The organism is uncultured Dialister sp., from assembly GCF_937959425.1.
GTDB lineage: Bacteria > Bacillota > Negativicutes > Veillonellales > Dialisteraceae > Dialister.
The window spans coordinates 1-12,894 of record NZ_CALGPS010000203.1 but is presented as its reverse complement, the minus strand read 5'-3'; the positions used below and the strand labels follow the sequence as shown (position 1 = coordinate 12,894).

Genomic DNA, 12,894 nt, shown 5'->3' with positions numbered 1-12,894 from the left:
TCCTTTCTCAGAAAGGAGCTGCCCGATAGGGCTGAGGAACACCGAATATACGACGTGTAGCGTTATGTGTCATTTAGGCCCCTTTGGGGCCTTGGCCTTTCTGCGAAATGCCTGCTATCCTCCGTCACCTGACGGCGACACCAACGGCCGGACATTAAGGTGTTCGCTTTGTGTGTGCACAGCAAACTGGATTCGTAGGGGAGCATGAGCGACCTGAGAATCCAGTGAGTCGTTTCCCCTGTGGGGCAGGCTATGCTCACATATTAGCCCGGCTCAGAAGCCCTCTGCAGGGCTTCTGCCTTCCAAAGGAAGGAGGCTTTTGCACTGCGGCATGTACCCTTGGTGACACAAAAGGTATTCCCGTAACGCTGACTTTATATTGCGCCCATAGGGCGCCTCCACAACCCTCGGCGCCACAGGCGCCGTCAAACCTAAGAACCTTAAGAACCCTCGGCCCGCAGGGCCGTCAACCTTCCCCTCTGAACCCGCACGCCCTCCGGGCGTGTCTTTCGCCCCCTGAGCGCAGCGAATACAACCCCTGGCACCGAGGGCCGTCAGGCCCGATGGATGCCATACGCCCCTCTGCGCCGTAGGCGCAGGTCCCTGCAGGAATGCAGTCCAACACTGCTTTATAGCATCAAAAAAGCTCTCCACAGCGGAGAGCTTTTTGATTTGAATCAGAACATATTGAGGAGGCCTGTGAATCCGTAGTGGTTGGAGGGGAGGAAAGCATCTACTGCTTTGGATACGCCGGTAGGTTCCGGTGCGGTGATGAGGAGCAGCAGGATGGCGAGAACTGTGAATCCCAGGGATACCAGGTTTGCCTTGCCTTTGCGGGACATTTCATAGTAGCCGAAGAGGCGCATGCCCAGAGCTCCGAAGAAGGTGATGACCAGTCCGGAAAGGGAGAAGATACCGAAGAGGATATTGGCCATGAGGAAGCCGATGAAGAAGACCGGCAGGAAAATGAAGGGCAGGTTATAGGCGATAAGGGTGGAGTTCACATGGCGGCGCATATCGTCCAGCCAGTCAGCCAGGTCGAATCCGAAGAGGCCCAGGGGGATGAAGGACAGGAGGATGATTTTGTCCCATACGCCGGAGAGGCGGTCTCTGTCCTGGCCCAGCCAGTAGAAGAATACACAGATGAGGAGGGCTGCAATGCCGCCGATGATGTAGTAGATTCCTTCCGGAATGAATTTCACCGCAGCCATGGAAATAGTGGTGAGGATGGCGCCGGTGATGATCCATCCGGTGAGCTGTCCTTTGGAGGCTCTTTTTTCTTCCGGTACGTCAGCCCACATCTGCGCCAGGATTTCCGTCATGAAGAGAAGAAGGAAAATGGCCAGGGCGGCGAAGGGATAAATGAAGAGGGATACAAGGATGAGAAGTACGGGAATGAATACTTTCATGCCTTTGAATACCTGCAGTTTTTTGAAATTTAATTTCTTTTTCTGGGTGTAAATGGTGAGTCTCATGAATACCAGGTAGGTCAGCATGATGCCCACGGTTTCCACAGGCTCGCAGCCCAGGTAGAGCAGGGAGCAGAAAACAAGTATGGCCGTATTTGCTCCTGTAAAACGGCTCACCAGGGAACTGAAAAGGCCTATATTCAGAAAGGCCACGATCGCGTCACCAAAATTCAAAACGTCCATCTCCTTTATAAACAATTCTTTTCTAGTATACCTGTTATAAAGAAAGGACGCAATAGGAGGGGACAATGAAAGTTTCCTGTGCGGTGTCTCTTATGGACAGGAAAACGTTGGCAGATAGTTTTCTGTGCGGCTTCATGGACACGCCTTCGGCGTGCACAGCGAACATGATTTGAAGGAGCAAAGCGACGCGCAAATCATAGTGAGTCGTTTCCCCTTTAGGGGTGAAGGTTCAGAAGGTGCAAAGGGTTCAAAGGGTGAAGGTGGGCGTGCAGCTGCGGAGCGGCTGGAATCGAAGATCGGAATCGGGATCGGGGGCCCGCCACATTGTCATTTCAACCGTAGCAAAGGGGAGTGGAGAAATTTCCCCGCTATACTGTGGCTGGCAGCTAGTAGCTGGTAGCTGGGAAAACCATACAACCGGACTTCGCCCGTGGGAAAACAAGCCAACCGCGCCTTTGGCGCGTGGGAAAAGCCCCCCCTTTGGTGGCTGGCGCCACCACCTTTACCCAAAGGGAAGCATGTCACTGGATTCTCAGGTCGCTTCCGCTCCCTTACGAATCCAGTTCCTTTGCCACCCCGCAAGCGGGGGCACAATAAAGCTCCGTGAAACATTTTTTCAAAAGTTGCTCTACATTAAGCACGGGTTGTAGTCCCACCGCACAGCGGGGGGAAGGTGGTGCCGTAGGCACCAAAGGGGGGAAAGCCACCGGAGGTGGCTAACTCACCACCATGTTTAGGGTGGCTTATGTGACAGAAAGGCATTCCCGTAACGTAAGGCTCCTTTCTCAGAAAGGAGCTGGGCGGAGCCCTGAGGATAGGTCTGGACTTTCGATGAAATGCATTTTCCTCACATCAGGCCCTTTCAGGGCCTCGGCCTTTCTGTGAAAGGCCAGCTATCCTCCGTCGCCTAACGGCGCCCCCCTTCCAGAGGAAGGGGGCTCTGGCTCTTCGTCATGCAGCACAGGTGATACAAATGCAAGCACGTAACGCTGACTTCATAATCATTGCCGCGTCAGCGGCAATCCACAACCCTCGGGCCCCAAGGGCCCGTCAAACCTAAGAACCCTCCGGCCCAACGGGCCGGTCAAACTTAAGAACCTTCCTTCACGCTCCCCGGCGTGTCAAAGGCGGCAATCCACAACCATCAGACGCGGAGCGTCTGTCAAACTTAAGAACATTAAGAACACTCGGCCCGCAGGGCCGTCAACCTTCCCCTCTGAACCTTTTGAACCCTTTGAACCTTTTGAACCCTTTCTCTGACCCTTTCTACACAACCCTTCTACACAACTTGCGCCGACAGGCGCGCCCTTTTTATACTGCGGCTGCGCCGCCACCACAACCCTCGGCGCCACAGACGCCGTCAAACTTCAGAACCTTCAGAACCTTTTGAACCCTCACGCTTCAGGCGTGTCCCCTCTTTCCCTCAGGGGGTAAAGCTGATAAAATAAACAGTATGAATAAGATAGGAGGAATCGTCATGGATGATCTTGTCATTGTGGACTGTCAGTATGATTTCATAGATGGAACGCTGGCCTGCGGGCACAGTCATGAGGCGGTGGAGGAACTTGTGCGGTTTGTAAACTGTCATCCTGTACGGGTTCTCTATACGTCGGACTGGCACAGCCCGTCCAACGGGTCTTTCAAGGTGAACGGAGGCATCTGGCCTGTTCACTGTGTGGCGGGAACGAAGGGGGCGGAGCTGGATCCGCTTTTCGGGAAGGAAATCGAAAATCCTTTGAACCGTCCTTCTTCGGCCAATCGTTTCCTGAAGGGACAGAATGATGAGGTGGAGGAGTATTCTGCTTTTTACGGCGTCAACGGTGAGGGGAAGAAACTCTTTGATGCAGTCTCTTCCCATGTGTATGTGGGCGGCATTGCTTCGGAGTACTGTGTGAAGGAAACGGTGCTGTCTCTTCTGGCTTCCGGCAGGTCTGTGACTCTTCTGGTGAAGGGACTGGGTTATGTGTCAGAGGCGGATCATGAGAAGACGCTGAAGGAGCTGAAGGAGAAGGGCGTGACCCTGCTGGAGGAATGATGGACGGGATGACCGTAGGAAAAGCAGGGGAGTTCGGACTTATCCGGCGCATTATGCATGATTTCATCTACCGCCCGGAGCTGGTGGTGGTAGGGCCCGGTGATGACGGGGCGGTGTACCGGACGCCTCCGGGCTATGACCAGGTGATTTCCACGGATACCATGGTGGAGGGCATTCATTTCACGAAGGAGACCATGTCTCCCTTTGATGTGGGATATCATCTGGGCGCCTGCAATTTCAGCGACATGGCTGCCATGGGGGCAGAGGCGGCAGGCTTTGTGCTGTCCATCGCTTTGCCGGAGGCGCTGCCTCTTTCCTGGGTGGATGGTTTATATGAAGGTCTTCGGGCCTTGTGCAGTAAATACAGGGTGAATCTTCTGGGCGGCGATGTGACCGGTTCGCCTTCCGGGGTCATTCTCACCGGCACGGTGGTGGGCATGGTGCCTCAGGGAGAGGCGGTGACAAGAAGCGGCGCCCGGGAGGGGGACATTGTGTTTGTTACCGGTACGGCCGGCGATTCGGCAGCCGGGCTCTATGCCCTTCTTCACGGCATGGGAGAGAAATGGCCCAGCCTTGCAGAAAGGCATCAGCGGCCGGAGCCCCAGCTCCGTCTGGGAAAGCTCCTTCGAAGGGCAGGGGCCCATGCGCTGAATGATATTTCCGACGGCCTTTCCAGTGAATGGAATGAAATTGCCCGTTCGTCGGGGGTGGAAATGGAAATCGATCTGGAAAAGGTGCCTTTGTCGGAGGATGTCCGCGCCCTGGGCCGTGAGGTTTCTGTGAATCCCCTCATCTGGGCGCTGAACGGTGGGGAGGATTACCAGCTCACCGGTACCATTTCCCCTTCCTCTTTTGGTACAATAAGGGAAGAGACATCCATAACGCCGGTGGGCCGGGTGGTTAAAAAGCCGGGCAGCGGGGTCTATGGATGGAGTCATGGCAGGAAAAGGCTTTTGGAAGCAAAGGGTTATGATCATTTTGATCGGTAAGGGAGGATTTTATGTATACACTGGTAGTAATTCGTCATGGGGAAAGTGAATGGAATAAGAAGAATCTGTTCTGCGGCTGGACGGATGTAGAGCTTTCGGACAAGGGCATGGAGGAAGCAAAGGAAGCAGGCCGGCTTATGAAAAAAGAGGGACTTACTTTCGATGTATGCTATACTTCCGTGCTGAAGCGGGCTATTCATACGGCTTATAAAGCGCTGGATGAAATGGATCTTGTCTGGATTCCTGTGATTAAGGATTATCATCTGAATGAACGTCATTACGGTGCCCTGCAGGGACTGAACAAGACGGAAACGGCAGATAAGTATGGCGAGGAGCAGGTTCATCTGTGGCGCCGCTCCTACGATGTGCGTCCGCCGGCTCTGACGGAGGATGATCCCCGGAATCCCGTATTCCAGGCTCCGTATCAGAAGTTCAAGGATCAGGTGAAGCTGCCGTTGACGGAATGCCTGAAGGATACGGTAGCCCGGGTGGCTCCCTATTTCGACGAGGTCATCCGTCCCCGCATGGAGGCGGGAGACAGGGTGCTCATTGCAGCCCATGGCAATTCTATCCGTGCCCTCCGGAAGCACCTGGAAGGGATTTCCGATACGGAAATCGCCGGCATGAATGTACCTACGGGGATTCCGCTGGTATACCATCTGAATCCCGATTTCACGGTGCACGATGTGTCCTACCTGGGAGACCAGGAGGCCATTCAGGCGAAAATCAATGCAGTGAAAAACCAGTCTGCCTGCTCGGCAAAGAAATAAGGAGGTGTTCCCGGGAAATCCCGAGAGCTTGTGAAATATATGAATCAGCAGGAAATGGGGAAGAAGCCTCCGGTGCTGGTGCTGGAGGGCGGCGCCATGCGCGGCCTTTTCACGGCAGGGGTGCTGGATGCGCTTCTGGACCATCATTTCTATTTTGAAAATACGGTAGGCATTTCGGCAGGCACGCTGCAGGGCCTTGGCTATCTGTCGAAACAGACGGGAAGAAGCGTCAGGGTGAATGCGGTGTATGCAGCAGATTCCCGGTACATGGGATTCCGTCATATGGTGAAGGGCGGCTCTTTCTTTAATTTTGATTTCATGTTCGGCCCTCTGGCCCATGAGGAGGATCCCTTCGATTTCAAAACCTTTGAGGAATCATCCCAGACCCTCTATGCGGTGATTACGGACTGCCTGACCGGAAAGCCCCGTTTCATTTCCAGCCATGACTATGATTCGGCGGAATTCATGAAGGTCTGTGAGGCCAGCTGTTCCATTCCCCTGGTGTCAAAACCGGTGGAGTGGCGGGGAAGGGCCTATGCAGACGGCGGTGTAGGTCTGCCGCTGGTGCCCCTTCCATGGGAAATCCCCTTTCCTCACGGGAAAATCGTGTACGTTCTTACCCGGGATGCAGCCTACCGGAAGAAGCCGGTGCCCTTCTGGATGCACGGCCTTTTGAAGGCGGTGTACGGCAGAGAGTATCCGGCGGTGGTGGAAGGTATGTGCACCATACCGGAAAGGTACAACCGGAAGGTGGAGAAGGTGCTGGAGCTGGAAAAGGAAGGCTCTGTTTTTGTCATTCGTCCGGAGAAGCCGGTAACCGTATCCCGCATAGAAAGGGACGCCGGGAAGCTTCGGGAGCTTCATGGGGAAGGCTATCGCATTACCATGGAGCGTTTTGATGAAATGATGAGGTGGCTTCATGGCAAATGAAGTAAAGTTCACAACGAAAAGTGAAAAGGAAACCATGGACTTCGGACGCTTTCTGGGAAGGCAGGCGGCAGACGGGCTTTTTATCGCCCTCACCGGCGACCTGGGGGCCGGTAAGACCCATTTCGTACAGGGCCTGGCGGAAGGCATGGGTATCCATGGGGTGGTGGGAAGCCCTACCTTCACCATTATGAATTTATATGAAGATGGCACTCTGCCGCTGAAGCATTTCGATTTCTACCGCCTCCGCAGTGAAGATGAGCTGTGGAACATTGGCTGGGAGGAATACGGCCAGGGCGGCGTGGTGGTAGTGGAATGGGCGGATATGTTCCCTTCCCTCATTCCTGATGAAAGTATACATATAGAGATAGCCCTTTCCGGAGAGACGGAAAGGCGCATATCTGTTTCCTGGGGCCCTATGGCTCCTGAAGAAGTAGTAAAGGAGATACAGAATTATGCTGCTGGCCATTGATACATCCTCCCTGGTGCTCTCCTGCGCCCTGGCGGAAGAGGACCGGCTTGTGGCCGAATGGACGGTACAGAAAAGACTGACCCATTCGGAACAGCTGCTTCCCCATATGGATGAAATGATAAAGGAAGCAGGCGTTTCAAAAAAAGATATTACCGCTGTGGCCGTATCCATGGGCCCGGGATCTTTTACGGGACTCCGCATCGGACTGGCCACCGCCAAGATGATTTCCTATATTTGGAAGGTGCCCCTTATCGGGGTGGATACGCTGGAAGCGCTCTCCTGGAATATGGCAGGCGCCCAGGCTTTCATCCTTCCTCTGCTGGATGCCCAGCGGGGCAATGTGTATGCCGCCCTCTACGGAGCCTTTGACGAACTGTGGCTGGAGAAGAAAGAAACGGCGGCGCCTGTTGACGACGTCATAGCTGCGGCCCTGGCCCACGGCGGCCCCATCATTGCGGTGGGCGAATGTGCTGATAAATATAAAGACAAGCTCCTGGCTGCCGGTATCAAGCTGGCGCCGGCTCACAGCCGCATGGCCCGGGCAGGAAGCGTGGCCATGGCAGGACTTAAGAAATTAAAGGAAGGCCGGGTGGACAGCCCCCTGGCCCTCCTTCCCAACTATATCCGGAGAAGCGAGGCGGAGGTTCTGTGGGAGAAGCAGCACGGCAAGTCCTGATCCAAAAAGCGGATGCTTCCTTTGTCCATGATATTTATGAAATCGGGAAGCTCTGCTTTTCCGATGCCTGGCGGGAGGAGACGGTGGCCCATGATATGGAAGGAGACCACAGTGAGTATTTCATCGCCCTGGTTGACGGTAAGACAGCAGGTTATGGCTGCTACTGGTTCATTATGGATGAAGGACAGCTCCTCAATATAGGCGTCCGTCCTGAGTACAGAAAGAAGGGCATAGGCGCCCTGCTTTTGGAAGCGGGACTGGAAGAAGCGGTGAAACGGCGTATGAGTTCCCTTTTCCTGGAGGTCCGGGTGAGCAATGAGGAAGCCCAGAGATTATATAAGAAATACGGTTTCCGTATGCTGGGTACCAGAAAGGGCGTGTATGACCTGCCCCGGGAAGACGGGTATATCATGTCTAAGACACTAAAAGGAGTATTATGAAGATATTATCATTTGAATCAAGCTGTGATGAGACATCCTGTGCGGTGATTGAGGACGGGCGTCATATCCTGTCCGACGTGATTTCCACCCAGGTGCCCATTCACAAGAAATTCGGCGGCGTGGTGCCGGAAATCGCATCCCGCCACCATATAGAGGATGTGCTCCCTGTGGCTATCGAAGCCCTGGAACAGGCCGGTGCTTCCTGGGAAGACATGGATGCCATTGCCGTCACCCAGGGGCCGGGGCTCGTAGGGGCCCTGCTGGTGGGCGTGGCTGCTGCCAAGGCGGCCGCCTGGGCATTGGATAAGCCTCTTATCGCGGTAAACCATATGGAAGGCCATATTTTTGCCAACCTGCTGCAGTACCCGGATTTGGAGCCGCCCTTCCTTTCCCTGGTAGTTTCCGGCGGCCATACCATGATTGTGGTGGTGAAGGATTACAATACCTTCCAGCTTCTGGGGCAGACAAGGGACGATGCGGCAGGAGAGGCCTTCGACAAAATTGCCCGGGTTATGGGCTATCCCTATCCCGGCGGCCCTCATATCGACAAACTGGCACGGGAAGGAAATCCCAACGCCATTCATTTCCCCATGGGCCTTGGAAAAGAGCATAATTTCGACTTTTCCTTCAGCGGCCTGAAGTCGGCAGTCATCAACTACCTGAATACCGCTAAAATGAAGAAGGAAGAAGTGAACTACAAAGATGTGGCCGCCTCCTTCCAGCATGCGGTGGTGGAAGTGCTGGTGGAAAAGGCTATGAAGGCGGCGGAACTGACAGGTTATAAAACCATTGCCCTGGCAGGGGGAGTTGCAGCCAACAGCGGCCTTCGGGAAGTACTGAAGGCAGAGTGCGACAAAAGGGGCATCCGCATGTGCCGGCCGGATCCGGTGCTCTGCACCGACAACGGTGCCATGATCGGCTGCCGGGCTTACTACATGGCCCAGGCCGGACAGTTTGCGCCGCTGAACCTGAACGCCGATCCAAGGCTGCCCTTCCTGGCAGACCGGATTTCCTTATAAGTAGAAAAGAGGGAGACGCGTATGCAGACCCGTGGAATTGAAATGAGCCAGCTTTACACCCTGGTAAGGGATACCACAAGGCTCACCGATGTGCAGGCCAAAATCCTGGATCACATGCAGGTGGCTCTGCAGCTGGCTTCCGATATTTCCAGAAACCAGGTATATCTCTGCGCCAAGGGGAAAAATGATGATATTTCCGTCATCCTTATGGCGGTGAAACCATCCTATACCCATGGATCCACCTATTTCAAATCGGGGGACACAAGGCTGGGAGAGGACCTGGCTATCATTGAAAATGTTTTCACCACCGGCAGGAAGGTGGTGGGACGCATGGAGCTGGACCAGGGCCTCACCGTGGCCGTCACCGCCTATCCTATTGTGGATAACGCAGGCATTCCCTTTGCGGCGGTATGCTTCATGGCCAGCTCCGTGAAACAGCAGCAGGTGCTCACCGACACTGCCAACCTGGCCCTCCAGGTGCCTTTCAGCACGGCGGACTACTACAGCATCCGTCCCCAGGACGGCATGATCATCCTGGACGCGGCGGGACGCATTATCTATGCCAACGACATGGCGGACGACCTTTACTTCGTGCTGGACAAGGAAGCGGTGGAAAGCCGGGAACTCATCGGCCACACCATCGTCCATTTCCCCCTGGTGGACAAGGTCATGAAGACGGGAAAGCCGGCTTTTGGCGATGAAGTATCGGAAAATGTAACCCTCTCCGCCTGGGGCCTGCCCATCATTTCCGGCGGCCGGGTGACCCGCACGGTGCTGGTGCTGACGGACGTCACCGCCATCCGTGAAAAGGAAAGGCAGATTCTGGTGAAGGATTCGGTGATTAAGGAAATCCACCACCGGGTGAAAAACAGTCTGAACACCATTGCCGGCATGCTCCGTATGCAGGCAAGGCGGGCGAAGGACGAAGATACCAAGGAAGCCCTCCGGCGGGCAGTGAGCCGCATCCTGGGCATATCCCAGATCCACGACATCCTGGCAAGCCAGAGCGGCGACAAAATCGACATGGATATCCTTCTGGACAAAATCACCAAGCTTTCCGTGGACAGTCTGGCCCTTCTGCCGGTGAACGTGGTGAGGGAAAAATCAAGGCGTCCCCTCATTGTGGACTCCGAAAAGGCGGTGCCCCTGGCCATTGCGGCCAATGAACTGATTCACAACGCCATCGACCATGGCTTCAGGGATCTTGCCAAAGGCACCCTCATCGTAGGCACGGAAATCAAAGGCACCGACCTTCACGTATATATCAAAAACGACGGACACCCGCTGCCCGACGATTTCAGTACCAAAACCTTCGACCTGGGCCTCCAGATCGTAAGGAACCTGTCGGAAATCGAACTCAAGGGGAAATTCTCCCTGAAAAATGAAAATCAGATGGTGACAGCCGATATTCTTTGTCCCCTGTCTCTTATGGAGGGATAGTATGGCGGAAAAATACAGAATCGTTATAGCGGATGATGAAGCGCTCATCTGCATGGACCTTCGGGAAATGCTGGAAGAAGCGGGCCACGAAGTGGTGGGCATTGGCTCCGACGGCGTGGAAGCCCTTGACCTGGTGAAGGAAAAGAAACCGGACCTGGTGATACTGGACGTCAAAATGCCCAGACTGGACGGCATCCAGGCCGCCCGCATGATTGCCCATGACAATCTGGCTCCCGTGGTCCTTCTCACCGCCTTCGGTGACGAAGATATGATAGAAAAGGCCAAGAAATCCATGGTCTTTGGCTACGTCATGAAACCGGTGGAAGAAAAGACCCTTTTCCCCGCCATCCAGATCGCCGTAAGCCAGTATCGGCAGAAAAAAGACATGGTGGACCGGGTCAAAAACATGGAAAGAGAACTGGCCGCCCGCAAAATCGTGGACCGCGCCAAGGGACTCCTCATGGACTACTACCATATCACCGAAGAAGATGCCTACCGCCGGATGCAGCAGACCAGCATGAAAAGAGGCATCACCATAGCCGACGTGGCCCAGAAGGTAGTCAAGGAAATCATGGCAAGAAAGAACAGGTAAGAGCTGCCCGCTTTCGCGGGCAGCGGTTTGACAGCCGCTTCGCGGCTGAAGTTTGACGCACCTGTGGCGCGAGGGTTGTGGTGAGGTGCCTTCAAAAATAAAGGGGCGCCAGTATGTATAAAACCGATTTAGTGGGCTGGTGGGCTGGTGTTCTAGTCTGTATTCCCGAAGGGGCCTGCCGCTGCGCGGCAGAGGGCCATATGCCCCTCTGCTGATGTACGGGCCAAGGGTTGCGTCGCTTTCGCTCAGGGGGCAAAGGCCAGTCAAACCTCTGCACCATTTTGTAGGGAGTGCTTTTCAACGTCTTTATGACTCATACTCAATTCATCACAAGGAGGTTTCCATCATGAAGTACACATTTTTAGGACATGCATGCTTTAAAATCGATACAGGGAAAGAAAGACTCCTTTTTGATCCATTTCTTACGGGAAACGGACAGGCTGCCATGAAGGCGGACAAGGTGAGATGCGATTATATCCTTCTTTCCCATGCCCACAGCGACCATTTCGGCGATGCCAATGAGATTGCCCTCCGCACGGGGGCGAAGGTGGTGGCTATTCCGGAGGTTATCGGCCTTTTCTCCAAGTCTCTGTCCAATTTCCAGCCCATGAACCTGGGCGGCACATATCATGCTGATTTCGGCGATGTGAAAATGGTGCAGGCTTTCCACAGCTGCGGCGCAGCCGGCGGAACGCCCTGCGGTTTCATCATTTCCTTTAAGGACGGCCCCACTGTGTACTATTCCGGAGATACGGCCCTTTTCGGTGATATGAAACTTTTCGGCGAGCTCTTTGATATTGACTACGCCATCCTCCCTATCGGCGATAACTACACCATGGGCCCTGATGATGCTATTCTGGCAGGAAAATTCCTGAAGGCAAAGCATGTAATTCCCCTTCATTACGATACCTGGCCCGTCATTTCCCAGAACGTGGAGGATTTCAAGAAGAAGGCTGCCGGCGAAGGACTGGATGTGATTGTGGTCCATTCCGGCGAATCCATCGATTTATAATGATGGCAGAACCATGGATTTCGGATTCATGGTTCTGTTTTTTATGAGGAAAGCGCCGGCTCCATATAAAAGTAAACTCTATGAATGAATCAGTGCTTTTCTGGAATGGTGATGTAGATGAGTAAAGAAGATAAGTTTTTTGAAGCGCTCCGTGACTTCGGTGGTTATGCGGGAAGGGCCGGTTTCCTTCTGGAGGAAACAGCGGAAGGACGAATGGATATTTCCGACGGTTTTAAAGAAATCACCGACGTCAAGAAAAAATGCAGGGATTCCTTCGGCCCTCTGACAGAAAGAATGTACAAGGCCTATAAAGATCCTGCCCAGCTGGACGCTGCGCGGGGGCTGATCGACCGCATGTACCGCATGGTGGATATGGAAAAGAGCGTACTGGGGCAGCTTGACATGACGGTGGCAGGGGAGGCACCGGAAGAATATGCCCTCATGGCCCGCCTGGTATCCTCTTCTTTCCTGGAGATGAAGAAAATCCTGGACTACACGGATAAGATTTCGGAAAACTACATGAAAATGGAAGCCCGCTGCCGCCGCATTTATACCTATGAAGACCGGGGGGATGACTGCTATCGGAAAGTCATGAGGAATCTCTACGGAGAGGAAACGAAAGCCGCAGAGCTGGTATACTGGAAGGAAATCTTCGACCATCTGGAAGAAGTACTGGATGCCGCTGCCGGCGCCGTGCCTCTTCTGCAGAAGATCATTACAAAGTATTGACACGTGGACAGGCCCCTGAGGGCGTGCAGCCGCGGAGCGGCTGGGATCGAAGATCGGGATCGAGGATCGGAGCCCCGTCTCCCACCTGTCATCCTGAGCGCCAGCGAAGGATCGTCGGTCGACCAATTAAAAGGAAGGCCC

At 54.3% G+C, this 12,894-nt stretch carries 13 protein-coding genes; 12 read left to right on the top strand and 1 reads right to left on the bottom strand.

The window, feature by feature from the left end:
• Positions 1-677: 677 nt before the first annotated feature.
• Complete coding sequence (locus Q0482_RS08605) at positions 678-1,652, bottom strand: hypothetical protein (protein WP_299145478.1); 975 nt, start codon at positions 1,650-1,652, stop codon at positions 678-680.
• 1,453 nt (positions 1,653-3,105) lie between these two features.
• Between Q0482_RS08605 and Q0482_RS08600 the strand changes: the two genes are divergently transcribed.
• From Q0482_RS08600 to Q0482_RS08545, 12 genes are all read left to right on the top strand, one after another.
• Complete coding sequence (locus tag Q0482_RS08600) at positions 3,106-3,687, top strand: isochorismatase family protein (RefSeq protein ID WP_299145476.1); 582 nt, start codon at positions 3,106-3,108, stop codon at positions 3,685-3,687.
• Positions 3,684-4,676 (top strand): thiamine-phosphate kinase, encoded by a 993-nt coding sequence (gene thiL, locus Q0482_RS08595; RefSeq protein ID WP_299145475.1) that lies wholly within the window; start codon positions 3,684-3,686, stop codon positions 4,674-4,676. The genes Q0482_RS08600 and thiL overlap by 4 nt, the downstream gene beginning before the upstream one ends.
• 11 nt (positions 4,677-4,687) lie before the next feature.
• Entirely contained in the window at positions 4,688-5,446 is a 759-nt protein-coding gene (gene gpmA, locus Q0482_RS08590) for a 2,3-diphosphoglycerate-dependent phosphoglycerate mutase (RefSeq protein ID WP_299145473.1), read from the top strand.
• 39 nt (positions 5,447-5,485) lie between these two features.
• On the top strand, positions 5,486-6,376 hold the full coding sequence (locus Q0482_RS08585) for a patatin family protein (RefSeq protein WP_299145480.1): 891 nt from the start codon (positions 5,486-5,488) through the stop codon (positions 6,374-6,376).
• Positions 6,366-6,845, top strand: a complete 480-nt coding sequence (gene tsaE, locus Q0482_RS08580; RefSeq protein ID WP_299145471.1) for a tRNA (adenosine(37)-N6)-threonylcarbamoyltransferase complex ATPase subunit type 1 TsaE — start codon at positions 6,366-6,368, stop codon at positions 6,843-6,845. Before Q0482_RS08585 ends, tsaE begins: the two co-directional genes overlap by 11 nt.
• A complete protein-coding gene (gene tsaB / locus Q0482_RS08575) occupies positions 6,829-7,521 on the top strand; it encodes a tRNA (adenosine(37)-N6)-threonylcarbamoyltransferase complex dimerization subunit type 1 TsaB (protein WP_299145469.1) in 693 nt (230 codons plus the stop codon). The genes tsaE and tsaB overlap by 17 nt, the downstream gene beginning before the upstream one ends.
• Positions 7,494-7,961, top strand: a complete 468-nt coding sequence (rimI, locus tag Q0482_RS08570; protein WP_299145467.1) for a ribosomal protein S18-alanine N-acetyltransferase — start codon at positions 7,494-7,496, stop codon at positions 7,959-7,961. Before tsaB ends, rimI begins: the two co-directional genes overlap by 28 nt.
• Positions 7,958-8,980 (top strand): tRNA (adenosine(37)-N6)-threonylcarbamoyltransferase complex transferase subunit TsaD, encoded by a 1,023-nt coding sequence (tsaD, locus tag Q0482_RS08565; protein WP_299145465.1) that lies wholly within the window; start codon positions 7,958-7,960, stop codon positions 8,978-8,980. The genes rimI and tsaD overlap by 4 nt, the downstream gene beginning before the upstream one ends.
• Before the next feature lie 21 nt (positions 8,981-9,001).
• Entirely contained in the window at positions 9,002-10,420 is a 1,419-nt protein-coding gene (locus tag Q0482_RS08560; protein WP_299145463.1) for a histidine kinase N-terminal domain-containing protein, read from the top strand.
• A 1-nt stretch (position 10,421) separates the two neighbouring features.
• Positions 10,422-11,012: a response regulator gene (locus tag Q0482_RS08555; RefSeq protein WP_291057245.1), complete on the top strand. Its 591-nt coding sequence runs from the start codon at positions 10,422-10,424 to the stop codon at positions 11,010-11,012.
• 346 nt (positions 11,013-11,358) lie between these two features.
• The gene (locus Q0482_RS08550; protein ID WP_297000878.1) at positions 11,359-12,024 is read left to right on the top strand and encodes a metal-dependent hydrolase; all 666 of its coding nucleotides are present in this window, start codon (positions 11,359-11,361) and stop codon (positions 12,022-12,024) included.
• Positions 12,025-12,141: 117 nt separating this feature from the next.
• Positions 12,142-12,753 carry a DUF47 family protein gene (locus Q0482_RS08545; protein WP_299145461.1) on the top strand — a complete coding sequence of 204 codons (612 nt, stop codon included), beginning with the start codon at positions 12,142-12,144 and terminating at the stop codon, positions 12,751-12,753.
• Positions 12,754-12,894: the final 141 nt, after the last annotated feature.

Excerpts from the sequence above, each read along its gene's own strand:
- Q0482_RS08605 (WP_299145478.1), bottom strand. The coding sequence starts at position 1,652 with ATGGACGTTTTGAATTTTGGTGACGCGATCGTGGCCTTTCTGAATATA.
- Q0482_RS08600 (WP_299145476.1), top strand. The coding sequence starts at position 3,106 with ATGAATAAGATAGGAGGAATCGTCATGGATGATCTTGTCATTGTGGAC.
- thiL (WP_299145475.1), top strand. The coding sequence starts at position 3,684 with ATGATGGACGGGATGACCGTAGGAAAAGCAGGGGAGTTCGGACTTATC.
- gpmA (WP_299145473.1), top strand. The coding sequence starts at position 4,688 with ATGTATACACTGGTAGTAATTCGTCATGGGGAAAGTGAATGGAATAAG.
- Q0482_RS08585 (WP_299145480.1), top strand. The coding sequence starts at position 5,486 with ATGAATCAGCAGGAAATGGGGAAGAAGCCTCCGGTGCTGGTGCTGGAG.
- tsaE (WP_299145471.1), top strand. The coding sequence starts at position 6,366 with ATGGCAAATGAAGTAAAGTTCACAACGAAAAGTGAAAAGGAAACCATG.
- tsaB (WP_299145469.1), top strand. The coding sequence starts at position 6,829 with ATGCTGCTGGCCATTGATACATCCTCCCTGGTGCTCTCCTGCGCCCTG.
- tsaD (WP_299145465.1), top strand. The coding sequence starts at position 7,958 with ATGAAGATATTATCATTTGAATCAAGCTGTGATGAGACATCCTGTGCG.
- Q0482_RS08560 (WP_299145463.1), top strand. The coding sequence starts at position 9,002 with ATGCAGACCCGTGGAATTGAAATGAGCCAGCTTTACACCCTGGTAAGG.
- Q0482_RS08555 (WP_291057245.1), top strand. The coding sequence starts at position 10,422 with ATGGCGGAAAAATACAGAATCGTTATAGCGGATGATGAAGCGCTCATC.
- Q0482_RS08550 (WP_297000878.1), top strand. The coding sequence starts at position 11,359 with ATGAAGTACACATTTTTAGGACATGCATGCTTTAAAATCGATACAGGG.
- Q0482_RS08545 (WP_299145461.1), top strand. The coding sequence starts at position 12,142 with ATGAGTAAAGAAGATAAGTTTTTTGAAGCGCTCCGTGACTTCGGTGGT.